Annotated in this window: 20 protein-coding genes and 1 pseudogene; 6 read left to right on the forward strand and 15 right to left on the reverse strand. The window is 41.7% G+C overall.

What is annotated here, in order from left to right; all coding sequences use genetic code 11:
* The first annotated feature begins 42 nt into the window (after positions 1 to 42).
* A complete protein-coding gene (locus tag HWQ38_RS27935) occupies positions 43 to 492 on the forward strand; it encodes a GNAT family N-acetyltransferase (RefSeq protein WP_292800392.1) in 450 nt (149 codons plus the stop codon).
* A 100-nt stretch (positions 493 to 592) separates the two neighbouring features.
* On the opposite strand, the gene HWQ38_RS27940 is transcribed toward HWQ38_RS27935, so the two are convergent.
* The 6 genes from HWQ38_RS27940 to HWQ38_RS27965 form a co-directional block, all read right to left on the reverse strand.
* Positions 593 to 1,186, reverse strand: a complete 594-nt coding sequence (locus HWQ38_RS27940) for an HD domain-containing protein (protein ID WP_292800395.1) — start codon at positions 1,184 to 1,186, stop codon at positions 593 to 595.
* 108 nt (positions 1,187 to 1,294) lie between these two features.
* A complete protein-coding gene (locus HWQ38_RS27945; RefSeq protein ID WP_292800398.1) occupies positions 1,295 to 1,936 on the reverse strand; it encodes an HAD family hydrolase in 642 nt (213 codons plus the stop codon).
* Between the two features lie 135 nt (positions 1,937 to 2,071).
* A complete protein-coding gene (locus HWQ38_RS27950) occupies positions 2,072 to 3,052 on the reverse strand; it encodes an aldo/keto reductase (protein WP_292800401.1) in 981 nt (326 codons plus the stop codon).
* 95 nt (positions 3,053 to 3,147) lie between these two features.
* Positions 3,148 to 4,158, reverse strand: a complete 1,011-nt coding sequence (locus HWQ38_RS27955) for an aldo/keto reductase (RefSeq protein WP_292800405.1) — start codon at positions 4,156 to 4,158, stop codon at positions 3,148 to 3,150.
* 349 nt (positions 4,159 to 4,507) lie between these two features.
* Positions 4,508 to 5,575, reverse strand: coding sequence for a hypothetical protein (locus tag HWQ38_RS27960; RefSeq protein ID WP_292800408.1), 1,068 nt, complete (start codon positions 5,573 to 5,575; stop codon positions 4,508 to 4,510).
* Between the two features lie 113 nt (positions 5,576 to 5,688).
* Positions 5,689 to 7,536, reverse strand: a complete 1,848-nt coding sequence (locus HWQ38_RS27965) for a vanadium-dependent haloperoxidase (RefSeq protein ID WP_292800411.1) — start codon at positions 7,534 to 7,536, stop codon at positions 5,689 to 5,691.
* Positions 7,537 to 7,882: 346 nt separating this feature from the next.
* Here HWQ38_RS27965 and HWQ38_RS27970 point away from each other — a divergent pair, with 346 nt between their 5' ends.
* The 3 genes from HWQ38_RS27970 (at position 7,883) to HWQ38_RS27980 (ending at position 8,674) form a co-directional block, all read left to right on the forward strand.
* Positions 7,883 to 8,041, forward strand: coding sequence for a hypothetical protein (locus HWQ38_RS27970; protein WP_292800414.1), 159 nt, complete (start codon positions 7,883 to 7,885; stop codon positions 8,039 to 8,041).
* 96 nt (positions 8,042 to 8,137) lie between these two features.
* Positions 8,138 to 8,398, forward strand: coding sequence for a hypothetical protein (locus HWQ38_RS27975; protein WP_292800417.1), 261 nt, complete (start codon positions 8,138 to 8,140; stop codon positions 8,396 to 8,398).
* A gap of 3 nt (positions 8,399 to 8,401) precedes the next feature.
* Positions 8,402 to 8,674, forward strand: a complete 273-nt coding sequence (locus HWQ38_RS27980) for an ABC transporter permease (protein WP_292800420.1) — start codon at positions 8,402 to 8,404, stop codon at positions 8,672 to 8,674.
* A gap of 166 nt (positions 8,675 to 8,840) precedes the next feature.
* Here the strand turns inward: HWQ38_RS27980 and HWQ38_RS27985 are convergent, their stop codons facing one another.
* The 3 genes from HWQ38_RS27985 to HWQ38_RS27995 all read right to left on the reverse strand — a co-directional run bounded on the left by HWQ38_RS27985 (position 8,841) and on the right by HWQ38_RS27995 (position 13,956).
* Positions 8,841 to 10,160 (reverse strand): MFS transporter, encoded by a 1,320-nt coding sequence (locus tag HWQ38_RS27985; RefSeq protein WP_292800423.1) that lies wholly within the window; start codon positions 10,158 to 10,160, stop codon positions 8,841 to 8,843.
* A 601-nt stretch (positions 10,161 to 10,761) separates the two neighbouring features.
* Positions 10,762 to 11,433 (reverse strand): DUF6875 domain-containing protein, encoded by a 672-nt coding sequence (locus tag HWQ38_RS27990; protein WP_292800426.1) that lies wholly within the window; start codon positions 11,431 to 11,433, stop codon positions 10,762 to 10,764.
* Positions 11,434 to 12,264: 831 nt separating this feature from the next.
* A complete protein-coding gene (locus HWQ38_RS27995) occupies positions 12,265 to 13,956 on the reverse strand; it encodes an alpha/beta hydrolase (protein WP_292800429.1) in 1,692 nt (563 codons plus the stop codon).
* A 34-nt stretch (positions 13,957 to 13,990) separates the two neighbouring features.
* Between HWQ38_RS27995 and HWQ38_RS28000 the strand changes: the two genes are divergently transcribed.
* Complete coding sequence (locus tag HWQ38_RS28000; protein WP_292800431.1) at positions 13,991 to 14,275, forward strand: hypothetical protein; 285 nt, start codon at positions 13,991 to 13,993, stop codon at positions 14,273 to 14,275.
* A gap of 535 nt (positions 14,276 to 14,810) precedes the next feature.
* Positions 14,811 to 15,263 (forward strand): hypothetical protein, encoded by a 453-nt coding sequence (locus HWQ38_RS28005; protein WP_292800434.1) that lies wholly within the window; start codon positions 14,811 to 14,813, stop codon positions 15,261 to 15,263.
* Positions 15,264 to 15,369: 106 nt separating this feature from the next.
* On the opposite strand, the gene HWQ38_RS28010 is transcribed toward HWQ38_RS28005, so the two are convergent.
* The 6 genes and pseudogenes from HWQ38_RS28010 to HWQ38_RS28035 all read right to left on the reverse strand — a co-directional run bounded on the left by HWQ38_RS28010 (position 15,370) and on the right by HWQ38_RS28035 (position 23,733).
* The gene (locus tag HWQ38_RS28010; protein WP_292800437.1) at positions 15,370 to 15,564 is read right to left on the reverse strand and encodes a hypothetical protein; all 195 of its coding nucleotides are present in this window, start codon (positions 15,562 to 15,564) and stop codon (positions 15,370 to 15,372) included.
* Complete coding sequence (locus HWQ38_RS28015) at positions 15,549 to 15,710, reverse strand: hypothetical protein (RefSeq protein WP_292800440.1); 162 nt, start codon at positions 15,708 to 15,710, stop codon at positions 15,549 to 15,551. Before HWQ38_RS28015 ends, HWQ38_RS28010 begins: the two co-directional genes overlap by 16 nt.
* 323 nt (positions 15,711 to 16,033) lie before the next feature.
* Positions 16,034 to 17,086, reverse strand: coding sequence for a M28 family peptidase (locus HWQ38_RS28020; RefSeq protein WP_292800443.1), 1,053 nt, complete (start codon positions 17,084 to 17,086; stop codon positions 16,034 to 16,036).
* Positions 17,087 to 17,379: 293 nt separating this feature from the next.
* A pseudogene (locus HWQ38_RS28025) lies at positions 17,380 to 18,000 on the reverse strand (S-layer homology domain-containing protein); the annotation flags it as partial.
* A gap of 1,672 nt (positions 18,001 to 19,672) precedes the next feature.
* A complete protein-coding gene (locus HWQ38_RS28030) occupies positions 19,673 to 20,386 on the reverse strand; it encodes a conjugal transfer protein TrbI (RefSeq protein WP_292800446.1) in 714 nt (237 codons plus the stop codon).
* Between the two features lie 1,145 nt (positions 20,387 to 21,531).
* Positions 21,532 to 23,733, reverse strand: a complete 2,202-nt coding sequence (locus tag HWQ38_RS28035) for a tetratricopeptide repeat protein (RefSeq protein ID WP_292800449.1) — start codon at positions 23,731 to 23,733, stop codon at positions 21,532 to 21,534.
* Between the last annotated feature and the right edge of the window lie 378 nt (positions 23,734 to 24,111).

Consider the following 24,111-nt stretch of genomic DNA (forward strand, 5'->3'; position numbering starts at 1 on the left):
CTTTAAAGTAGTACTTTAAAACTAACTTGCCATATCGTGGTGATGATTCGTCCCTATCAATTAGATGATTTAGAAGATGCGGTTCAGCTGTGGTATCGAACTTGGCATGAAACATTTTCTCATATTAAGCATCCACAGCCATATTCCTTATGGAAAGCTCGATTTCGTGATGACCTCGCTGCACGCGGGGATGTTTGGCTGGCTGAAGTTGAAAATCAGATTGTCGGTTTTGTTGTGGTCATCAAAGAAGAACAATGGTTAAGCCAGTTGTTTGTAGATGCGACTTACCAAAATCAGGGTATTGGTTCAGCATTACTTGATAAAGCTAAAGCAATTTGTCCCCAAAGTTTAGGGCTTCACACATTACAAGCGAATATGCGAGCTTGTGCTTTTTATGAACTACACGGTTTCAAAATGAGCAAACTGTCAATAAACAAAATCACCGGTCAACCGAATGTGGAATATTACTGGATACCTGAGTGCGATGTTTGACTAAATGTGTCATTTCATCCAGATAAGTAGAAAGGCACAAATAGACATAACTATATAAAAAAAGAAGAACAATGCTAAAACGCTCCTTCCTCCTGCCTCATTAAGATTCCTGTTTTGTATGCTGGCCCCAAGGTTGACGAGCGAAGATATGGTGTACCATCGGCTCAAAGAAAGTTAACGGCAAAGTATCATAATTTGGATCAAATGATTCTTGATCCCACTTATGGCAGAACTCAGCAGTGCAGTCAAAGTAAGGATGACCTCGAAACTTTTCTCTAGCATGGCGATCGCCTCCTGTATGATGCCAGAAATAATAGCCTTGAAAAATCCCATGATGTTCAATTATCCAATGGGTAGCTGGACTTACATAAGGTTGGAGGATAGCTGCTGCTAGCTGTGCGTGATTTACGGGTGCTAGTAAATCTCCAATATCGTGCAGTAATGCAGCCACCACGACCTCTTCTTGTGCCTCATCCCGAAAAGCCCGTGTTGCCGTTTGTAGCGAATGCTGATAGCGATCGATCAGATTTCCTGGATGACTCTCTTGCAAGCCAACTAAAAGTGTCAGTGCGCGATCGGCAACCTCATTCAAGCGAGGCTTAGAATGTTCCTGTAATAGCAGATAATCCTCTTTTGTTCCATCTGCCATTCGTGTATAGGTGGCAATAGGTCTTTTTGTAGATAAGTCTGACATTACATTACTCCCGATCTCAAAATTCTTTGTTTATTCAATATGAGTTATTTTTTGCAACTCAGTTAAGTTATCTGGGTTAGATTTTGCGATCGTTACCCAACCTATAAACTAATGGTATGACAGTAAACAAGGCAGTTGGCACATAGAGTCAAAGACAGTTACTCCAAATGACTCTAGTAAAGTAGCCTCACTCTGATTGGTGTACCCTAAAACTCTCATACTAGCGGCAACACCTGCACGCACTCCCAAAACACTATCTTCTACAACAGTGCAAGATGAAGGTTGAACTCCCATCTTTTTAGCTGCATATAAGAATAAGTCAGGTGCTGGCTTCCAGCTTCCAATTTCATAGGAGCTAAAGATACGTCCTTCAAATCGAGGTAGCAGGTTAGTGACACGTAGAGCTAACTTAATTTTTTCCAGCGGCCCACTAGAAGCAACGCAGATAGATAGATTAATTTTGTCTAAAGCTGCCTCTATTCCTTCCACAGGAAGCAGTTCATGCTCAAATACTTCGGCAGTGCGGGCACGAAGCTGAGTCACAAAATCTGGCGGCAATTTCTGCTCAAGCCTTTGCTCAATGACAGCAACACAATCGGCCATTTTGCAACCCTTGAATAACAAAATGGCTTCTTCAAGCTCCAACGCGAGTCCGAATTCTGCGACAAATTGGACAAGAACGCGATTGCCCAATGTCTCGCTGTCTACTAACACTCCGTCACAGTCAAAAATAACCAGTTCTGTTGGCACTCGTATTATTGATTCTTGGTCAACTACGGATTTATCACAAACATTGCCACTAATACCATCCCAAATTTAAACCGCCGATAAGCTCAGATGATTTTAGCTAATTATCTGCGGACATCGGCAGTTTAAAATCTCAAGCTAGCGATGCCCTATGATCAAATGAGGTTTGTAGGGTTCCTCTAAGAACTTACGCTCTTGATCAGAAAGCACTAAATCCACAGCCTCCACGGCTTCTTTGAGATGCTCTATTTTACTAGCACCAACAATCGGAGCTGTCACACTCGGTTGATGCAATAGCCAAGCTAGGGCGATTTGCGTTGGTTTAACACCGCGTTTTTGGGCTAATTCTACGACGCGATCGACTACTTGAAAATCCGAATCTTGATAGTAGCGACTATGACCCAATTCGTCAGTTTTTGCCCGTACAGTTTCCCCAAAGCCTTCTTTTTTACGATTCCCCGCTAGAAAACCTCGTGCTAAAGGACTCCAGGGAATAATCCCAATCCCTTGATCTAGGGATAGGGGTATTATTTCTCGCTCTTCTTCCCGATAAACCAAGTTGTAGTGGTTTTGTATCGATATAAAGCGAGTCCAACCATGTTTGTCAGCTAGATAAAGGGCTTTAGCAAACTGCCATGCGTAAACACTTGAAATTCCCAGGTAACGAACTTTACCTGATTTGACTAGATCATGCAGTGCCTCTAGGGTTTCCTCAATTGGTGTCTCGTAGTCCCAACGATGAATTTGGTACAAATCGACGTAATCTGTTTGTAGCCGCCGTAATGAAGCATCGATGCTATCAAAAATGTGCTTGCGAGATAGTCCTCGATCATTGGGGCCATCACCGACTTTATTGAAGACTTTGGTAGCAATGACGACTTGATCTCTTTTGGCAAAGTCTTTAAGCGCCCGTCCCAGGATTTCTTCACTGACACCCAAAGAATATACATCGGCGGTGTCAAAAAAATTAATCCCCAACTCCAAAGCCAGTTTAATGAATGGACGACTTTTTTCTTCTTCTAATACCCATTCATGCCATTTGCGAGAGCCATAGGTCATAGCGCCTAAAGCGAGGCGCGATACTTTTAGTCCACTTTTGCCAAGATTTACATATGTCATAAGTTTTTAGGAATTGGGGATTAGGAATTGGAAAGAGACAGGGAGGAAAACTCTGCTCCCTTGCTTGTTGCCCAGTCCCAAGTAACCAGATATTGCTATGGGCGATTGCTGGAGGCGGATGGGTACTGATGTCCTAAGATGGGATGAGGTGTGTAAGGTTCTTCAATGAATTTGCGTTCTTCATCGGAAAGCTTTAAATCCACAGCTTCTACTGCTTCTTTGAGATGCTCTATCTTGCTAGCACCAACAATTGGAGCCGTCACACCCGGTTGATGCAATAACCAAGCCAAGGCAATTTGTGTTGGTTTAACACCGCGTTTTTGGGCTAACTCTACGACGCGATCGACTATTTGGAAATCTGAATCTTGATAGTAGAGATTGTGGGCAAATTCATCAGTTTTAGCCCGTAGTGTCTCGCCATAGCTTTCCTTGCTGCGATTCCCCGCCAGAAAGCCCCGCGCTAAAGGACTCCAAGGAATAATCCCAATTCCTTGATCTAGAGATAAGGGTATCACCTCTCTCTCTTCTTCTCGATAAACCAAATTGTAATGGTTTTGAATAGATACAAAGCGAGTCCAGCCGTGTTTGTCAGCCGTGTAAAGAGCTTTGGCGAACTGCCATGCGTAAACACTTGAGATTCCCAAGTAACGAACTTTACCTGATTTAACTAGATCATGCAGCGCCTCTAGGGTTTCCTCAATTGGTGTCTCGTAGTCCCAACGGTGAATTTGGTACAAATCGACGTAATCTGTTTGTAAACGCCGTAATGAGGCATCAATGCCGTCAAAAATATGTTTGCGAGACAGTCCGCGATCATTGGGGCCATCACCGATTTTACTAAAGACTTTGGTAGCAATGACGACCTGATCTCTTTTTGCAAAATCCTTAAGCGCCCGTCCCAAAATTTCTTCGCTGGCACCTAAAGAGTAAACATCGGCGGTGTCAAAGAAGTTTATCCCCAATTCCAAAGCTAGTTGAATAAAGGGGCGACTCTCTTCTTCTTCCAGCACCCATTCTCGCAATTTACGAGAACCATAAGTCATAGTACCCAGAGCCAGACGTGATACTTTCAGTCCACTTTTTCCGAGATTTACGTATGTTGTCATACTGTTTGCTCTACTTTTTGATAACGTTGTGAAAGTTCTAAACCAAGTCAATTGATCCACAAAGCTATTGATGGCATCTACCGTTGCTGATGAATCGGTAGGAATTTCGAGTCCAGATAAATCTTTGACCATTGATTTTCCCAGAGCATTGCACAGCTACAAGGATTACTTTGCAAAAGCTAAGTTATAAACCACTGTATCTCAATCGTATAACCGGAGATAATAATTATTAGATTAAGAATTTCGGATAAAGAATGCTGTCATGGCGATCGCTTTTTTCAAAATTAAGCAGTTTAAAAGCTGCGATCGCCTCTGAAAACGCCAAGAGACACAACTACTTTTGTTGGTATTAGTTTTTTCCAGAAGTTATTTTTTCACCTTCGTAAGCCAGAGCCTTGTCACCTGCTTGGGCAAATGCCTGGGCGAGTTGAATCAGCTGTTGTCGCTCTTGATCATCAACAATACCAGCCGGAGGAGGCATCCGTTTCTCTTTGATTTGGCGCACAGTTTCATGCCGTAAAGAGAGTGCCTGATTGGGATAACTCAGGATTAATAGGGGATTCTGCTTGCTGGCGTTGTCAGGACTGTGGCAGACAACACAAGCATTCTGCCGCAGCTTGGCCTCAAATGCACGATAAGCAGCATCAACTTTGGCGACGTGTGGGTTAGATGGAGAAAATAAACGGGTATAGAGTGTCACATAGGGCTGCTTGCCATGAGCATCAGTCCAAATCCACTTACCGTCCCATGCATAGTTTACCTTCGGGCGTTGTGGATCAACCACAGCTGAACGCAGCGCTCCTTTAAGCTTTCCTTGCTCCAGAAACACAAGTAATTCAGTACTTTGCTGGTAGGAATCCCACTTTTTCGATGAGTACCAGAATGGATAAGGATAAGCACCAATATCAAAGTGGTTGCGGAACTGAATCGGAAGGTGGATGACAATTAAGTTGTTTACCTGTTCAATCTGGGGTTCACCTTTGAACATAAAGGTAGCCAGGTAAATGCGACGCCAAACAAATGGGTCAAATTCAGTTGTTTGACTATCTTTGATATTATAGTTGCCAACTTTACTTTGAGCGCCCCATAAAAATGGTGCGTTCATAGTGTCGCGGAGGGTTTTTAGCTTAGAGAGTTTTTGGGCGCATGAGTCGTAGGCAGCTAAATTCTTAACATCTGTGACAATGGGACAAGCAGCAATAATTTCTTTGCCTACTTTTTTCGCTAGTTCTATGTCCTGTGATGTTTCTAGTGCTGATACTGTACTTTTTGCGTTAGGCGGTTGTGGTGCGTAGATGAAGAGCGCAATCGCTAAAACTATGCCTAAGAGTAGAAAGTGCGTAGGCGCAGCCCGCACTTCGGCTTGGCTCAGTGACCTCCGCAGGCATCGCAAGTAAAATTTCCGAAGATTAGGCATGATCAGCTGTTGCGTATTTAATTTGTATATTAAACGCGGGCAAGATGCCCGCACTACAATATTTTTGGGTTTTCGTGTTATGCAATTTAGCTGCACATCAACTTATAACCACTTCAAATGGTGACTCTTGTACCATTAAATTTGGTGAATGTGAAACCTTGAAATTTTTCGCGGAACGTTAGCTTTTCATCCTTAAGAATGCTGATGGCGATCGCTTCGCCAAGGGCCAACGACGCTGCTGCATCTGTGCGCCAGTGAATCCCAGCACTATCACGACCCAAGCCAATATTTGCCGCCAGTTTGTTCAATTCGCCGCCCACGGTCAGCAGTGGGCCTTGATAGGGAATCAACTGGGTGGGATCTTTGGGATTGGGTACCACCGGATTCGGAATCACATAATTCTCATCAAATAGTGCTTTCAAAACCGTGACACTGGCACCTGCGGACACCGAAGCGCCCCCTGGATAAGAAGAGTGGAATGGTGCCCCTTCAGGAAAAGCTTGCGGTAGCAGATAGGATTTGTTTTTGCTGAAGAAGCGATCAAGTGCTTCTGACTGGAAAACATCGGGGTGAATCGGATAGTTTGTTTTATTCACCTTGTTGTTGTGAACCAACCCACCATAAGCCTCTGCTCGCAGACGACGGTGAACATAGTACTTCTGCCAATAAGCTGCTCTGATTGCATGTGGACTAACCCAAGAGATGATAGATTGTGAATACCCTGGACCAAATGTCGCAGAACCACTCGCTTGGGTCTTGGAGTTGTTATAAGGATTACCGGGATTGTAAGGTGAGCCAACGCCACCAGCTAGGAGGTTATCAAGGGCTGGCTTGGCGAGTAGAATTAGAGCAGCATTTGTATAGACGGGTGGTGGCGTGTGGGCAATCTCTGACTGGTCGCGCCCGTTGATAAAGTAGCGAGGGGTTGGGTCAAACTTAATCGTTCGACCAGAATCGCCACCATTTTGCACCAGCAACCACTCGTTATAGTTGGTTTGAAAACTGTTTTCGGGAATAGCTAGGGGAACACGGTTAAGCTGAAGATAACTTTGTGTTCCTGCGGGCACAGGACGCAGTAAAAACTGGGAGACGTATGGGCCCACATCTACCCCTGGTAACGTGTAGTAACTCGTTGCACCAGAGGCATTAACGTAAATCGCGGTGCCTCGAAATAGGAGTTCGGGTGTAACCCGTCCGTTCTGTTTAGGCCCTTTGAATGCTGACAACCGATTCAGATCCTGAACTGCTGCCAGAATCAGCGGGTTAGTTGTATTATTGTGGAACTCGCTAAAGGGTATATCCTGCAACAGTTGTTGCCAAGCAATTTCGAGGAATTCAGCCGCCTGCTCTGCACTATCGAGGGTAGGTGGCACTGGAATTGTCAATTGAGTCGCATTCAGCCCACTCAAGCTAACCGCTAATGGACCGAGCGGTTGTAGCAGCTTCCGTTTACCACCCAGGATGATCTTTTCATACTCATTGGGATCTTCGGAGTTCAACGCATTAATAAAAGATTGATAAGCCTTCAGATCCACTTCGCCCAGCTTGTTATGGGGTAATCCTCGTGTATCCGTCGCAATTTTGTTAGCATACTTCGCCTCATCCCCGTTGGTCGGATGCGGCGGAATCGGAACACTCTGTTGAAGTCTGGCTGCTTCAACACGTACTCGATAAGCTCTATTAACAAAGCTCTTGTAGTCGAAAGGTCGATTAGGGAGCCTGTTTATGTCTTGGGCTTGTACAATATCTTCTCCCTTTTTTGAGGAGAAAGGTGAACCTAAAACGCCTGCAACAACGCTAGCGGCACTAAACAAACCAGCGCGACCGAGAAATGAGCGTCTACTGGCCTGAGTACCAAAAAAACGTTTGCTAGCTACACGGGGTTGTTTCAGTTTATCTATTTCGTTATTAGCCTGAGCATTTTGCTCGAAACCTTGATCAGAATTAGGATCTACTTGCATGAGATGTTCTCCACTGACAAAAAATAATCCAAAAATCTAGTCATGAGCAGCTAAAAGTTAGAATAACTTTGCGCCACACACGAGACACCCACCTCCAGAGAAACAGGGTAATCTCACCGGATTTGGGATGAAATTTGTGCAAGGTAACTTCTACAGGAGGTGATTCTCCTGAAAGTCATGTAGGTATTTAGTGCTGGTATGATGCCTTGATCACATGGCTGTTAGACATCTGTAGTTGTAATCATTCTGATAGCATCTTGCCGGGGTTAAAGCACAGCTAAATCACCACTTACTTCCACTCAAGCCATAAAATACGGTAAATCGATAGACTTACCGTATTTTATAGATGTTAAATCAGACTTTCTCACAACTGGTGATGAAAATCAAGAGGTTTTTACAAAAAACTTACCAAGATTGTGAAAGCCCTGGAGAAATTACGGCAATGCAAGATGGGGAGTGGGGGGGAGAAATTTTCATGCCCTCGTTGTCGGCAAAGCGTCCGTGAGAGCCTAGCTTGAAAAGACCTTGTTTTTTGCTACTAGGTGTGTGATACTTTCGTTTAATTTAGAAAATAACATAAATCTCTTACAAAAGGAAAATAATGATGATATTCAAGAGATTTAGAACGTGGGGTTTCTTGATTGGATTAGCACTATTGACGTTTGTATTTGTAGCTTGTGCTTCTGGTAATCAAACTGCATCACAAACACCAGAAAAAGTAACAATTGCCTATCAACCTGGAATTAATTACGCTAATCTACTTATCATCAAGCAGCAGCAAATTTTAGAAAAACAATTTCCCAAAACACAATTTGAATGGGAAGAATTATCGAATGGTGGTGGTTTTAGACTGATTCGATAAATTATGCTCCCTGCTGCATTGCCTCACATCTTAACAGGCTTGAGAACTGCTTGGGCTTTTGGTTGGCGCACCGTGATTGCATCTGAGTTAGTGTTTGGTTCAGGGGGTGCTACTAGCGGTTTGGGATGGCAGATTAATAACAGTCGCTACTTCCTGCAAACCGATCGCGTATTTGCCGGATTAGTGGTGATTGCAATTTTGGGTTTAGCTGTCGATTATATTTTTCGATTAATTGAAATCAGAAAAGTGCAAAAATGGGGTATGAAACGTAGTTAAATAGTTGAGAAAATTAGGCGTAAGCGTAGCCCGCACTTCTCTACGAGACGCTGCGCGAACAGCAAGTATTACCCTGATCCCTTCGACAAGCTCAGGGTAGCACTTGTCGAAGGGCTCAGTGACCATCGTAGACATCGCTTCCAGACAACATCCAATCAAAGCGGATTTAGCCTTTATTGGACTGTGGAAGTAAGCCCAACTCTGCGTAAATTGGATGCACTATCTTTCTTATTTGGGGCAGTTGTCTACTAAAGAAATATGCTCCTAAAATACAACAAATACCGCCAAATAATAAAGCATTAGTAACACCCAGATGACCTGCTAATGCTCCGAAAAATAAATTGCCAAAAGGCAAGATTCCTAAGAAACCAGTTGTAAATATACTAGTTACTCTACCTCTTTTATCTTCCTCAAGAAGAATTGATTGCATAAAGTTATTAATTGAAGCCAAAGTTAGACTATTATTCATGCCGATGATAAACATGAATACTAGACAAATCTCTAAATTGGTTAAGCGAGAAAAAACTATTAAACCTAAACCTAAAATTGCGGCAGAACTTGCTATAATTTTTCCCAATCCTATAACATTTTTTCTAGAGATCAGATAAATACCTGAAACTATAGAACCAAGAGCCGAAGCTGTCATCAAAAAACCCATAGTTTCAGCGTTACCTTTCAAAACTTCTTGGGCAAAAATGGGGACTAAATTGACGTGAGTCATTCCCATAAAACAGATAATTATTTGCAAGAATAATAAATATTTAATTGGCAGAAATTCGTATGCGTAAACAAACCCTTCTTTCAGGTTTTTCCAAATTTCTGATTTTTGAGTAGATGAATTATTTATAACTGGGTTGATTTTGACAGTTAAGATTGCAGATACAAATGGTAGATAACTAATACTATCTACTAAAAAACAGGAAGCTGCACCAGATCGAGCAATCAGTAAGCCCGCAATCATCGGACTAACAAACTTCGCTGTATTAATCAAAAATGAATGGGAAGCCATCGCACTATAAGTATCTGATTTCTTATCCAAAAGTCTGGGAATAATTACCTGACGGGCTGGTAAATCGAAAGCTTTTACCGTTCCCTGAAGCGTGCCAAGGGCAATAATCCATGCAACATTGATGTTACCACTAAGAGTTAGAAAAGTTAGGGTAGAAGATAGCACAATAGAAACTAGCTGAGTAGTTAATAGGACATATCGTAAATTCCACCGATCTAGCAATACTCCTACCAAAGGTGTAATAATCAAACCCGTAGCTTGATTTGTAAATCCAGCCACACCCACTAATACAGCCGAATTAGTTAATTGATAAACTAACCATACTAAAGCAATTTGAGTCATCCAAGACCCAAAAAAAGATAAGCTTTCTCCGATAACGAAACAAGAGAAATTCAACGATTTAAGCGCAGACGGAAGTTCAAAAGAAACAAACTTTAGTTTGTCTTTTTGGAAGTTTTCTCTATTACTTGGTAGCATGAGCGTTTCCCTGTTTTGTCAAAATAGACTTCACTTGAAAATATCAACTAGTGGTTCGTAGTGAGCGATAAATCGCTCAATTTAAAAGGCTAGAGCCGCTTACTTACCATGAACTTGCTTACCCCATTGCATTGCAACGTCTCTACTAATTTTTTTGATGAAGTTTTAGCAGACTTGCATATCACCAGCCCTGAAAGAGTATTAGTAATGCTTAATGTTAGCAAGACAGAAAGTTTATATGCTTACTATTAGAACAAAAAAATAGCCACATTATTACTAGAATAGGTATCATATCATGTCTGGTCGAATACCCACAATTCTTGCAAATCAACTCACAACCCCTACTGCCAAGCAGCAAGGGTTTGAGGTGGTTGACTCATGCTCCGGCTTCAAGCCGGGGGTAAATCGAAGTCATTAGTCATTAGTCATTAGTACCAATGACCAATGACTAATAACTAATGACAATGGAAAGGCGGGCGGCTATTCCGGACACTCCTCTTGTTGGGATGGGATTCCCGCCGATTTTCGTTAATATAAACATTCTCTTTCAATTTCTCGAAAAAGCATTGCTTAATTCTCCAGTCATGTCAGAATTTCAGTTTTACCTGGAAATAGTTGTAAGTTGTGCTTTCGCTAAAGCCAATGCTTGATGAGCATTTTTAAACTTTGTTTCATCTGTAAATTTATCACGAAAACACTTTAAATAAGCTTCCAGATACCGAATACGTAAGTGTGGATTAGCTGGATTATCAAGAAAGGGGAGGTCAGCTTCAACCATAAATCGGATAGCCAACAAGGGGATAGGGCTACGAAGTGGACGAAAGTTTGGGTTGTGCAGACCAGGACTTTGATTAAGTTCATGAAATTCTCCTATCATTAGTCCTGACTCAACAAACAAAGGTTTAAGTTTTTGTTGGACAGTATCTATTAGTTTAGAAGCTTCTTCTATATGGATATCAGGAAAGATAAGTAAAAAAGCTTTATTGATTGCTAATTCCTGCTCTTTAACTTCCATCCTCAGAAAGATATCTCGGTAGTCTCCAACAATCTCTTCTACTTGTTCTGGATACAAATCTTTTGCGCGAATAACTGCCAGACGAATACTGTTTGACTTGAGAGAGTGAGGTACAAAAGGGCAAACTACGCCGGGTCTTCCCAAGTTAGGATGAGGCTTTCCTAAAAAATTTTTTACCCACTCCATAATTTCAATTAAGTAAGGAAGGTTTTCGTGTTGGTGGAGTTGTTCGATTTCACGAGTTGTATAGAGTTGCATAAACTTGAGTAAAATTTAATAATTGTTTAATTCGGAATCCAAAATTAGTTTCACAATATTATGTGAGTGAAATTAATTATTCTCTAAGTAAACAAAACAAGCCTTGATTTTTTGATTTTTGGTTTAGAGACTGAAAAATAAAAAAATACTCAACTACTTTTTATGGGGTGGGTATCTCGCCCGCCCCTAGTCAAAGGGGGGCAAGACTTCGGCGTGAGCGCTCAGTCCTTCGACCTTCGACAGGCTCAGGGCAGGCAAGCTCAGGAACCATCGAACGCAGCCCACCCCACAATATTGGATAATTTATTTGTTGTCAGTCCCTTATCTGTGGCTTGTAGCAGATAAAAATGCTCTAGTATTTTCCTAAACTTAAATAAATTTACGCCAAGAAATACACAAGCATATTTTCGTACCAAGCAACTTGTGTTTATTTATTTTTGACATTTTAGATACAATATGTGTGTATGTATTATCCAGCAAATGCTCCTACTTTTTTTACACATAAACTTTATAATATTTTTATTCAAAATATTATAAAGTTTATGTGTAAAGAGTTCTTTTAAATATAAAAATTTAGTATTGTTTTAATAGCAAATATGAGTTGAATATCAAGTTAGGAGAATTTTATATAATTAAAGTTTATATATAAAGGGAAGGAGAAGTTCTGATGCCTGTCTTGAAAAGTTTGGAGCCTCCGAAACTGAGGCTCCAAGTTTTCGCTGTGGCGGGCTGCGCCAACGAGTCATTGAGCGTCGAAAACCGACACTCAGACAACTCTGGACAAGGCACTGGCTCCCTGATAAAATTGGATATTTTTTAATTGTCAGTCCCTTATTTCTCAACAAATTCTTTCACCACTGCCATAGCATCAGGAGGAATCTGTGTAATTAGGCGAAATGGAAATGCCGCAGTCGAAGCAAATTGGGCATAATCTGATGTCAGAAAGATAGCGTAGTTTTTAGCTTCTGGAGTCATCTGTGCAGCAAAGGCCAAAGCTATAGCTTTAACGTACTTGCGAACATCAGCTGCTTGTTCACCCACAACTTCACCGCCACTAATGGGTGTATTTGGTTGTCCTATCTGATCCAAAGTGGTACTGGGGTCTTTTACACTCAGATGAGTACCCCCAACTATACCAACTAGCCATTTTGGGGATGGGATTTTTTCAAATCCGGCAATTTGTTCAGTTAAAGCTGGGGTGGTTTTATCTGCGGAACTTGCTAACACTAGGGTAGGAACTTGCACCTTAGTTAACCCAGTTTCGCCAAACATCAGAGAAGTTGTCGGATTGAGAGCGATCGCCTGTTTTATTCTGCTATCCCGTAGTTGATAGCTATTTTCTGGTAGTTCTTGAGCGATGCACTGCATAACTTCTCCCTCACTGAAGCTAGTCAAGTTCTTTTTACAGCGTTGTTTGAGTCGTTCTAGTTGTAACTCTGCTCCAGCAATTTCTAAAGCTGTACCACCACCAAAAGAATGTCCAATAACCATCGCGTTCCTGGTTGCAAGTTTCCCTTGCAGGGGATTATTAGGCGTTTGGTTGAGCTTTTCTAATTCGTCGAGGACAAAACTAATATCTTGAGGGCGATCCAAAAACTCATGAGGCTTCATAACTCTGGTTTTGCCTTGTAATGCTGAGTTAGTATTTGCCTGGTTACTACCGGGATGTTCTAAAGCTGCTACTACATAACCGTGGGATGCTAAATGTTCTGCTAGGTAACGCAAGTCCGTGCGGACTGATGCAAAGCCGTGAGAAAGGACAATTACGGGTTTATTGGCAGTTGCAGCAGTTGACCAATAAATATCAACTGGAATTTGGCGTTGGCGCTTTTGGTCATTCAGGCTTAATTTGAGTATTTTTACTTGAGCGTTTCCTGGTTGGCTGGGATCAAAAGGGAAAGCAATCTGCGGTGTTCTGGGGTCGATTTGAGGAGCGATCGCTAGCATAAATTGCTGCGTGCGCCAAAAAGCTGTATTCAAACTCCTTGCAACTATAAAAGCCTGTGGTAAATCAATTTCTAGGCGTTTACTCGGATAAGCGGCGATAAAACTCAATATAGAAAGACCTGTTGGTGCAGTAGAGCCTAATACCAATCCTGCTCTCAGTGCTTGTACTCCAGCTTTGTCCTTTCGGACTAAGGCCGTAGCGAAGTCATTGAGAATGCTTGTACCAATTTGAGTATTAACTAACTTATTAACGGTGACAACATTTATCGGTACATTCATGGCCAACGCCCCTAAGAGGAAGCGGCGTTGTTCTTCAGATAATCCTTTAGTGTAAGACTGCAAACTCCCAGACAATTCCCCAGTTTTTGCAGCCTTTTGCAACTCAGCAAGAGAGATGGATTCTGTAAATAAACCCAAACGCACAACAACTGTGTCAGCTGCGATCGCTGAACTATTTACCCCAAACTGTGTAAGTGCGATGCTTACGGCAAGGGCTTTGCTCAATGCGCCAAAGATACCTGCAACTGTCTTACAGCTATTTTCAGGTAAATAGACCACGCGGTAGGGGCACAGCATTGCTGTGCCCCTACGACAGATATGGTTCAAATAGATGAAAACTGTCTTAAGATTTCCCCAACTTCTTCCCATAAATATTTATACCAAGTGTTACTTACGGAAATATAACGGATATTTGTGTGTTTTACTACTGATTAATTGCCTAGAAATTAAAGCAGATTTTTTCTTGAACTTGATGGCGATGTCTACGATGGTTACTGACCTTGCCGTTCGCGCAGCGTCTCGTAGAGAAGGGTCTCGTACAGAAGTACGGGCTGTGACGCTCGTTGCGTGGCATCGTCTCCCCTTGGGAGAAGACTCGCTTTCCGTGGTGCCCTGATCTGTTCAAAATATCTGCTGATGTGAACAAAGATCATCAAAAGCAACGAATTGTAGAATTCATCACAGCTAAAAATTTGAGCATAAATCAGTGCTAATAGCCACAAAAACCTAATTGTTTCTCAGCTAGGTTTAAGACTGTAACGAAGCTTTAGAACCGGGTAAGCGATGCCTGCGGCGGTAAACTACGCATCTACAATCTGCAATTTTTCTGGGCTGATATCTTGACTAGAATTTTTTTTGACAGGAAAGTTTACCCAACCGCTTAATGTTTTGTTTTTGCCCCTTAGAACCTGACTTTTCACGTTGTATGGGAAAGCCCACGAAAAACCTAACCCCTTTCCCGCGACGGGAAGGGAGAAAATTCAAAGTCTCTCTCCTTTTAGGAGAGAGATTTAGAGAGAGGTTTTCCAGATAGCGTGAGTCAGCTGAAAACCTATTCCAGAGGTGTTGCAGAGCGATAGTCTTACTGCTGTAGCTGCACTATCATTACTCATCAAATTCTACCAGCCGCCTCAACAATTTTTCTTGGCTTTATGCGTCGCAGACTCCCCTATATTTTAATTTCGCTGCTCTCTCTGAGTATTATTACACTGTGGTGGCCTGTGAATGATTCTGATTGCAATTTCGAGGCTTTTCTCGCATCAAAAACTCCAAAATTCCAAGTATATGCTACTAAGGTTATTGTTCAGCCGTGGCATGGTCGTCACCATGTATATGGAATTTTTATGATTCCTGATGAATACAAACAATCTCCATTTTTTGTGTTAACAGTTCAAGGTGCTGGTAGTTATTGTTCAAAACAATTTGGTTATAAACAAAACTTTGATGATATCTTTGCTGAACCAGGAACTTATCTGGTAAAGAAACCTATTAGAACTCGAAAAACTCTGCGGCTCATTCTCCAAGGTTTGTATTTTCAGGTCAATGATAAAAATAATTGGACGTTGACTTTTCCTGAATCAAAAGCTCGTGAACATAATTCCTAATTATCAAAAAATTGGGTTTAAAACCCTGTCCTTGTAAGAGGGCTTTAAGTTTTGATGCCTAAGCTAAATCCCCGTCACAAAACGTAATTGCCAATTGCGAATTGGTTTAAGACCTATAAGCCCAATCGCGTACCACAACAATTTTGAACTGACGTTCTTGGAGCAAAATGTAATCCAGTGAACCGTAGCGTTGCAAAGCCCACTCTCGCAAGTCTTGAATGGCACGAGCAAATATCTGATCAGGAATACTCCAAGCTGCACTTTGGATTTTGTTTTCTTGGTTTTCTAGCAATTTACCCACAGTATCTTTAACTCGCCATTGAGCTCTGCTGTTGGTGAAACTAGATTGAGGATAAAGTCCGTCACTTGCTCAGAAACCCCTGGTGGAAATCCCCTTGTCGCATCGTAAATATCAGACACTCGGTCAAAAGAAATTGTGCTAGTCATATCGGTTCTTAATGTATGGAAAAGTGATTCGTAGTAGTACAGCTACCCAAAAGCAAGCTACGTAATTAGAATTCTCAAAAATTTAGAATTACTTGTGCCAACTATGGCTAATTCAAATGAAAAATGCAGTATGTTATTAAAACTACTATAAACCTATCAGTAAACCGTAGTTTATAATTCAAATCTAGAGTATCATGGAAAATCATCCCAAATCAAGTTGTATTCAATTCCAATGGCATGATAAAACGAGAAACGCTTTTGTAAGCTTTCACTACTTGCAATACCAGTAAATCTCTATATCTTATTAATGAAGCGTTTAAGCATCAGCTTGGTGGTTGAGTTTCCAAAACCTCGCTTTTCTCTAACAAGGCAGTAGTAGTATTGACTATAATCTGTGCTGCTCCTGTGAAAAACGATCGCTCGATAGTTGCTGGAACATCGCTAGGTTTATGATAGTGGGGAGTACGTAAATTTGCGGTATCTGTCACCAGCACAGCACCCACGCCCTGATACCAAAATGGCGCATGGTCACTGCGTAGGGTGTCTGGTGTGAGTAAACCTTTAAAAGGAATTGGTACTGTTAGGATTGCTGGCATTGATTCCTGTTTATTCTGGGCGGTTGAAGGGAGCATTTGTGAGTTTTGAAAGGCATTCAATAAAGGCAAATGTTCTGTATCACCGACTACTGCCAAAAAGTCGCCCTTGTCGCTAGGTGGGGTAACAGGCAATCCGGTAGGGTATTTTTGACACCCAGAAGTGTAACAAGCATAACCCACCATATCCATAACAATCGCTCCGCCCAAGTTTTGCAAGCGTGCTGTCTTGCTAACGAAAGCCCGACTACCCAAAAGTCCTGCTTCCTCTTTGTCAAAAAAAGCTAGCTGTAACGTCCGTGATGTGGGACGGGAACCGAGTAACCGCGTGACTTCCAGCACCACAGCTACACCACTGGCGTTATCATCAGCACCAGGGGATAAGGCAACAGTATCATAATGCGCTCCTACGAGAATTGCTTTAGCGGCTTTGTTAGTTCCTGGGCGTTCGGCAAAAATATTTACACCTTCAGAGAACTTTTCCAATTTGGGCTTCCAGCCTAATTTTCTCAGTTCAGTTGTGATGTAAGTACGAGTAAGCGATCGCTCTTTTGTTGTGTAGCGCTGAAAATTCAACTTTTGGATATGGTTTAACAGCTTGTCAGCAGACACTTGCGGCGCACTGTCAACTTTCTTTAACTCTGCCTGTGATTGCGGTGTTTTCACTGGTATAATCTCAACAATTGCTGGTAACGAACGCTGTTGAAAAAACGTGCTACCTCTGCTACCCACCACAGCAATTGCCATCAGTACCAACAGCATCAGCCAAATCCATTTTTTCATCTAAATTGTCCAATCTTCTAGGGTAGGCTGAAAAGCCTGCCTCTGGCTAAGGGACTTCGTGTCGCCCACCCCACAATAAGTAGTTGAGTATTTTTTTATCGTAAATCAAAGGGTTTAAGAACCTGCAATCTACATGTAGCACCCATTTCAGTCGGGGTTTAAATCCCCCGAAGTTGCCACAACGGGGGGAACCCCCGCAAGGCACTTCTCTTCGTCTGAAATGTCTTTAATTTTGAATTTTGAATTTTGAATTGTTAATTGTCAGTCCCTAATGCGAGTTAATTGCTGACGTTTGACACAACGTAGGGCGAGTTAATTGCTGAGGCTTGATTAGAACTAACCAACGCCTGATAGATAAAAGCTGCTACCTGCGCCCGTGTAGCAGTTGCAGTTGGATTCAGCAACTTCACATTCGGATAGTTGACCACAATTTGCTTCTGAGTTGCTGCGGCGATCGGGCTACGGGCATAGCTAGCGATGTTAGAGGCATCGTTGAAATATTGGAGAGTGCTTTCGGTATTGCCGCCAGGAGTATATTTCAGACCGTTAGCCAGAGAAACCAAAACCTGTTCGCGGGGAATAACTTGGTTAGGCTCAAAGCGATTTCTAGGATAACCTGATAAGAAACCAATGGTATAAGCTTGCTCAATCGCACTGAATGCCCAATACTTGCTGGGCACATCAGTAAAATTGATTGGCTGCCGTTGCTGTGCTTTTGGAAAAGCTTTGTTGACCATAGCGGCAAATTGAGCGCGTGTCACCGGTTCTTCAGGGCGGAAGCTACCATCAGGAAATCCAGCAATTACACCTTGCTGGGACAATTGTTGAATAAATTGTGCCGCCCAATAGTTAGACGAAACATCAGAAAAAGCAACTTGAGCCAAAGATTGCAGGGAGCATCCCACCTTGATCAGTTTATCTTGCAAACGATAACTCACTGGCCCACAAGCAAAACCTCCTGACTTAGACTCTACATAAGTCCGCGTTGGCGGATCTTGTTTCTCTAGCCGCGATTTCCAATCGTCAGATATTTTTTTTAGAGTGGGATGCTTACTTAAAAACTGTGAGTCTGCAACAATATCATGAGGACCCTTAACACTTATCTTAGAACTATTCATGTAGATATTATAATCATAAATAACATTTTTATTGTTAGTGTTAGTATTAATATCCTTGCCAGGAAAAGCATAGAGAATGTTATTTATAATTTTGACATCATCTGATGTATGAGCATATATTTGCCCACCTTTAATTTCGGGACTCTGATTATTTAAAACCGCAGTGTTATTTACAATATCAACATGCGCGCTAAAAAAGGCATGAATCCCTGAACCACCATTATTAAATGTCAGATTGTTTTTAACTAAAGTACGTCCTTTATATACACCCATTTTGGGGTTATTAGGATTTTTTGAACTATCGATAATAATGCCGTTTCCGTCTGTGATCCTTCCGACTGCAATCCAAGGGATGTACATCCGATTATTGTAGCTTTTGTTGTTGGTAATCAACATCTTATATCCCTGGTTGTTGTCAAAATTCCAATTGCTCAACATCGAAATACCACTGCAACCATAAATGCTGTACCAGGCATTATTGAACACCACGTTATTATCTATTGTCACATAATCAGCCTCCATTGCTCCGATACCTCCTCCTCCACAGTCATGCACTTTGTTGTTCAGAACACGGATGTGATGAACATGACCATTGGTTCGTCCGTCAATATTTATGCAGCTTCCGTTTGTCAGTCGGTTTGTTTTGTTAGTCTTCTGACTCATCGCATAATCAAGGGTTATATTGGCATTGTTTCCAATCACCTCCAGCCCATTTATCTCAATATATGAAGCTCCACTTGAAACCGCGATCCCGTTCCATGTATTGTGCTGAATTTTTGGGAAATGCCCAGGATATGCTTTATACTTAATCCATGCTTTTGCAGTTCCAGAACGTTTAATATTTACTACAGCCCCAGCTTGGGGTAAATTTGTGTAAACTCCGTTCATAATCAATACTGTATCGCCGGGGTTAGTCAAATCTGCTGCCTTTTGAATTGTCCTAAAGGCAGATGAGGAAGAAAGTCCACTATTTTGGTCGTTTCCAGTACCACTAACATAGTATGTTTTCGGAGTCGCGGCAGTGCTGATTAGCTCGCGGCTGGATAGGGTCATTTCCTTGTTAGTGGATACCTGATGGAGGTTTTTAACTAAAGATACTTTTATCCTTTCTCCCCCAGCCAAAAGACTTAACGCCACGGGAATTGCCAGATATGCGCTTAAACTCAAACCTTGAATTACCACAACACAATACTCCTTTATCGGCACTCTTCAATAAAAATATCAGAATATTCCGGAATTTTGAATATTCTTTTGGATACAGAATACCATAGAGCCGACTTTCTTAGCTCCCGATAATGCAAAATAAGTATTCCAATAAATATAGATACCGATTAGACGATGCAGAGATAGAATAGTTGCTGGAAAATAGAATTTTTTCAGGTTAAAAATGAAGGCGATCGCACACTAGAATTAAAATGGCGATCGCCGATCATGAGTGATTAAAGTCACGACTTAAATTGAGTAAAATCTAGTAGCGGGATGGTGGTACTAAATTCAAGTTAGAATTCAGTGTCAGCTTCAAATCCTGTCCAGGTCTGAGGACAAAGGCATTTACTTGTTTTTTCCGCAACAGGATACTCGCACCCGCACCCGCACCCGCACCAATAACAGGTTTTAAATCGTCAATTCTGTGGTTGCCAGTAATTAGTGAACCTAAAAGACCAGCACCCCCACCAATAGCTGCGTCAGTTAAAACCTGATTTGTGCTGGGACCCTGTGTAACTCTTTCAGTTCTGGTGTATGTCCGAGAAGTTGCATTAATCGACTGACGTTGACCATTGGAAAATTCTAATTCTTGAGCTACAAACCGCACACCTTTTCCTTTGTTATCATCTGTATCTCTTGAATAACTATTTAAGTCAACAGATTCTAGCTGTCCAATTACTTTAGTACCAGCAGGAATTAAGACATTTCTATTTTTGTCGATAATGTCGTTCGCTATTCTCAAGGTTAGAGATTTAGTTTCTCCAGGAGCAATAGTAATTGTCTCTTTTTCGTAGGTGACAGGAAAAGCAACCCCGGAAGGAATAGTAACGTTTCCATATTGCCCAATTCTGTCTTGCCCAATTCTATATTGAGCATTAGCAGGAGTCAAGCTGAATAGAGGACTAATGACGCTTGTAGTAACGGCCATTGCCATAAGTGCAGCAGTTCGAGATTTCCATTGATGTAGGCGAGTCATAAGAGGTTAACCTTTATGTATCTGATGTCTGTAATGACGAGGATTCACTGGCATTGTTTCTAATTGTTTTTGAACCTATCTATAGGCGTATTCCGAAGGTGAATATGCTTAGTACGGCTTTGCATAAGTTCGTAGCTTTTTTAAACGCAGAGGTAGACGCGTTCGCGGAGCATCTCGTACAGAAGCGGGTTGCCGTTCGCGTAGCGTCTCCGAAGGAGAAGGCTACGCAAAGTCAAGCCCAGAGGGACGCAAAGGTTGAGCGCTAGATTCGTTATGAATTAATAAAATTCTGTGCTTAGATGACGGAGAGCATTTGTTGCAGCTACGCTCATCGAGGATATCGTTCCTCAAAATTTGTATCCTGTTAATGTGCGTCACCAAATAGGGGATGAGATACTCAGATGACGCAAAATAGGTTTAATAGTTTCCAGAGTTGTTTCATTGTTTACGTCCACATACTACACCACTGAATAGAGGCGGATGGGCTGACTGCGAACTCTTGCTTCCATTCTAGATTAATTTGCTAGGACTTGGGAAAGATTTTCGCTTTCTTTGTGACAATTCAATAGCGGGTTATTGACAATAGATTTTGCTGCGATCGCAGCAATTCTTCTGCTAGGTTAAAATTTATTCAATTGCCATCAACAAGTATAAAAAACTCCACCCACAAGGGGATGGAGTTATTAGTCATTAGTTATTAGTACTAATGACTAATGACTAAAGGGGCGGGGCGGTGGTCACTGAGCGCGGCCGTTGTGCTATCCCTCTCCACCCACGTTCGCGTAGCGTCCCTTAGGGAGGGGATGGAGTTTCCCGCCGCTTTCAATAAAGTTTAGCAGAGACCTATGTCTTCAGTTTACGTTTGTAAATTTACGGAAAATACACCAATATTTTATTGTACTTTTTATAAAATATTTATATATATATAAATATTTTAATTAAAAATTTATATGGATGAAAAGATATAGCAATCCTATCTGATTTATGAAAATTATTGGTGTCCAGAACCCCGACTTCTTTGAGAAGTCGGGGTTCTAAGTTTTCACGAATGATTTAGGATTGCTATATCAAGACTTGATAAAGAAGCGGGAAGAATAAAGAAGTTTTCCGCATACGTTACAGAGCAAGTATTTTTAAATTATGCTTTATAACTTTGACAAAATCTCTGGCAACAACTGACTAGGGACTTTAGATAAAGCCAGATTTTGTCCTTGTATCCCTAATTCATTATGAAAAGCCCGAATAGTTCTCACCAAATAATTGAAGGTTATTTGATAAGCCTCTGGTTGTTTAATTAATCCGTTTAAGGCTTGCAAATGGTTATCTAATGCTACTTCTAAGTGTTGAGAATGTGTTGCTCTGTCGCCATTAAAAGACTTATCTATTACTAGCTGATAATGGGCTAGTCCCAGATTATTATAAGAGGCAAATAAATCAAAACTTAAAGTAATACCGCTAAGTGAATGAGCCAAGGCTATGGCTTCTTCATAAGCGCTGATGCATAGTTGCAGATACTTTTGGCGTGCCTCTTTAGTTGTTTGAGATAGGTTTGCTAAATGCCAGTAAGCAGTACCCAGATTATTTTGTGTAGCGGCACAGGCGCTGGGAACATTAGCTGGAGTGCGATATTTAAGAGCTTCGCTGTAGACATCTATAGCTAGCTGGAGATTTTGGGCAGGTTGTTCGTATTGTGCCAGATTCCAACAGGCAGTGCCGATGTTATTTTGAATCATGCCATACTTAAGCGGTTCCTCTTCGGGGTTGTAGTGTACAAGTGCTTCATTGTAAGCTGCGATCGCTTTCTTGAAATGCACAATCGGTTGATTATATTGCCCTAGATGCCAGTAAGCAGTACCCAAATTATTCTGGCAAGCCGCATACTTTAATGAGTCCATATCGGCTGTACGGTAGCTAAGTGCTTCACTGTAAGCTAAAATTGCTTGCTGCCAATTTTCAGATGGCTGAGAAAAACGAGCTAAATCACCATAAGCCGTCCCCAAATTATTTTGCACACGAGCGTAAGTTTCCGAATGTATCTGAGGCGAAATCATCTTTAACGCCAACTGATAAAATTCTATAGCCTGCTCTATATAAGTTAGTCCCTCCTCAGAATTGGGTGGTGTGCGGTATAGCATCCAGTAGAGTGTACCCAAATCATTTAAGATATCTGGGAGTTGCGGTGAGGTTTCGTCATAGCTAATTGCCTCCTGATAGGCAATAATTGCCACCATCAGGTTTTCTAGGGTTGATCCTTGCTCAATGCGAAGGCGGTATAAGGTGCCCAAGCGATGATAAGCTTCTGCCAAAATCTCCCCTGGAACTTGCTGTGAATGTAATTCTTCAATCTCCAGCAAAATTTGCTGCGGTTGTAAGTAATCCTCTGTATCTTGAGCAATATTTGTGTTAATTGTTGCGATTACTAGCTCCGTTAACTCGCTACTAATATGAGATAAAGAAGCCAGCGATTGATTATTATTCCCACTAACAGACCTATTAGTAGATTGCTGCTGTTGTGGTACAGTCTTCAAGAAATCCCCTGTTGACGGCGAAGCTTCTTGGGTTTTGTGTACTTGTGTTCCTGCCGGAAAATCGGAATTATTCTGAAAATTTAACTCGCTGGCTGCGGTTCTGAGTTCTGCTTGATTAACTGATTCATCTAGAATCGACTGCTCAACATTCTCTAAATCCAAGCTTCTGGAACGAGAAAAACGTTCTCGATAGCCAGAATTCTGAGTCGCTGGTGTGGGTTCTCCAGCAAATACAAATACGCCAGTCCGACAACGCCAAAACTGTGGTGCTGATTGCTTGATAGCAGATAACCAAGGACGCGGTATCCACAACAGCAAGTTAGATTCTAGAAATCGGCTGGATTCTTGTGGAGAGAAATATTGCTCGCTTAAGCGGAGATAGTGCAAAAATAGCCGTTGTATTGCGACTGGTTGCTTGGTTAGCTGCTCAACGCCGACAATCTGAAATGCTGGTATGGGAAAAGGTCTTCCTGGGGTATCTTTTAATGCCCCAACAATTGGCGGTGGATAATTTGCCAACCATTGATTTATCTGAACGATGGGATTGGGATCGTTTAAATGCAAACGCAACGTCACTAATCGCGGATAAGCTGGAGTGCTATTTTCCTGGGCATTTGATGACTGATATAGTACTTGTCCAACAGGATAAGCCAATGTAGAATGCAAACGGGCTGCTACTTGATTCCTCAGATGTAAATCATCACATACAGCTAAAAAAAGTTGTCGTCGTAAGCCAAGACTTAGGGCAAGTTTCAGACGGTGGTATACTTGCCGATTCCAAGCAAAATTATCGTTGTGTGCAGTCTCATTCACGCTCATGGTGGCTAAAGAGCCAAAACACAGTATGTATCACCTTTCTGGGCGCATCCAAGTGGGTTAAACTCATAATTAAAATGATTTTTAAGGTGGATGTTATGCGGCTCAGGATAAGGGACTTCCAACAAATAAATTATCCAATCTTGTGAGGTGGGCAACATGAGCGCCCGTAGCCAAAGGCGGGCAAGATGCCCACCCCACAAGAAGTAGTTGAGTATTTTTTTATTTGGAAATCCCTAAATTGAGCCTTCAGGTCTAGAAGAATAACAAAGTATGTAATTATACTTTAATTGCTAATTCAATTTTAACAAAAAATAAAAAAGCAGGCCCCTTTTAAAATCGGAACCTGAAAAACTATAAAGATTAAATTTTATTAAATTG

This window comes from Nostoc sp. NMS7, assembly GCF_017115085.1.
Classification (GTDB): Bacteria; Cyanobacteriota; Cyanobacteriia; order Cyanobacteriales; family Nostocaceae; genus Nostoc.

Bases quoted from the DNA above. Each gene is read 5' to 3' on its own strand.
- HWQ38_RS28005 (WP_292800434.1), top strand. From the start codon at position 14,811: ATGCGTCGCAGACTCCCCTATATTTTAATTTCGCTGCTCTCTCTGAGT.
- HWQ38_RS28020 (WP_292800443.1), bottom strand. From the start codon at position 17,086: ATGAAAAAATGGATTTGGCTGATGCTGTTGGTACTGATGGCAATTGCT.
- HWQ38_RS27955 (WP_292800405.1), bottom strand. From the start codon at position 4,158: ATGACAACATACGTAAATCTCGGAAAAAGTGGACTGAAAGTATCACGT.
- HWQ38_RS27985 (WP_292800423.1), bottom strand. From the start codon at position 10,160: ATGCTACCAAGTAATAGAGAAAACTTCCAAAAAGACAAACTAAAGTTT.
- HWQ38_RS27960 (WP_292800408.1), bottom strand. From the start codon at position 5,575: ATGCCTAATCTTCGGAAATTTTACTTGCGATGCCTGCGGAGGTCACTG.
- HWQ38_RS27935 (WP_292800392.1), top strand. From the start codon at position 43: ATGATTCGTCCCTATCAATTAGATGATTTAGAAGATGCGGTTCAGCTG.
- HWQ38_RS27995 (WP_292800429.1), bottom strand. From the start codon at position 13,956: ATGCTGTGCCCCTACCGCGTGGTCTATTTACCTGAAAATAGCTGTAAG.
- HWQ38_RS28000 (WP_292800431.1), top strand. From the start codon at position 13,991: ATGAAAACTGTCTTAAGATTTCCCCAACTTCTTCCCATAAATATTTAT.
- HWQ38_RS28030 (WP_292800446.1), bottom strand. From the start codon at position 20,386: ATGACTCGCCTACATCAATGGAAATCTCGAACTGCTGCACTTATGGCA.
- HWQ38_RS28015 (WP_292800440.1), bottom strand. From the start codon at position 15,710: ATGACTAGCACAATTTCTTTTGACCGAGTGTCTGATATTTACGATGCG.
- HWQ38_RS27940 (WP_292800395.1), bottom strand. From the start codon at position 1,186: ATGTCAGACTTATCTACAAAAAGACCTATTGCCACCTATACACGAATG.
- HWQ38_RS27965 (WP_292800411.1), bottom strand. From the start codon at position 7,536: ATGCAAGTAGATCCTAATTCTGATCAAGGTTTCGAGCAAAATGCTCAG.
- HWQ38_RS27975 (WP_292800417.1), top strand. From the start codon at position 8,138: ATGATGATATTCAAGAGATTTAGAACGTGGGGTTTCTTGATTGGATTA.
- HWQ38_RS27950 (WP_292800401.1), bottom strand. From the start codon at position 3,052: ATGACATATGTAAATCTTGGCAAAAGTGGACTAAAAGTATCGCGCCTC.
- HWQ38_RS27970 (WP_292800414.1), top strand. From the start codon at position 7,883: ATGTTAAATCAGACTTTCTCACAACTGGTGATGAAAATCAAGAGGTTT.
- HWQ38_RS28035 (WP_292800449.1), bottom strand. From the start codon at position 23,733: ATGAGCGTGAATGAGACTGCACACAACGATAATTTTGCTTGGAATCGG.
- HWQ38_RS27980 (WP_292800420.1), top strand. From the start codon at position 8,402: ATGCTCCCTGCTGCATTGCCTCACATCTTAACAGGCTTGAGAACTGCT.
- HWQ38_RS27990 (WP_292800426.1), bottom strand. From the start codon at position 11,433: ATGCAACTCTATACAACTCGTGAAATCGAACAACTCCACCAACACGAA.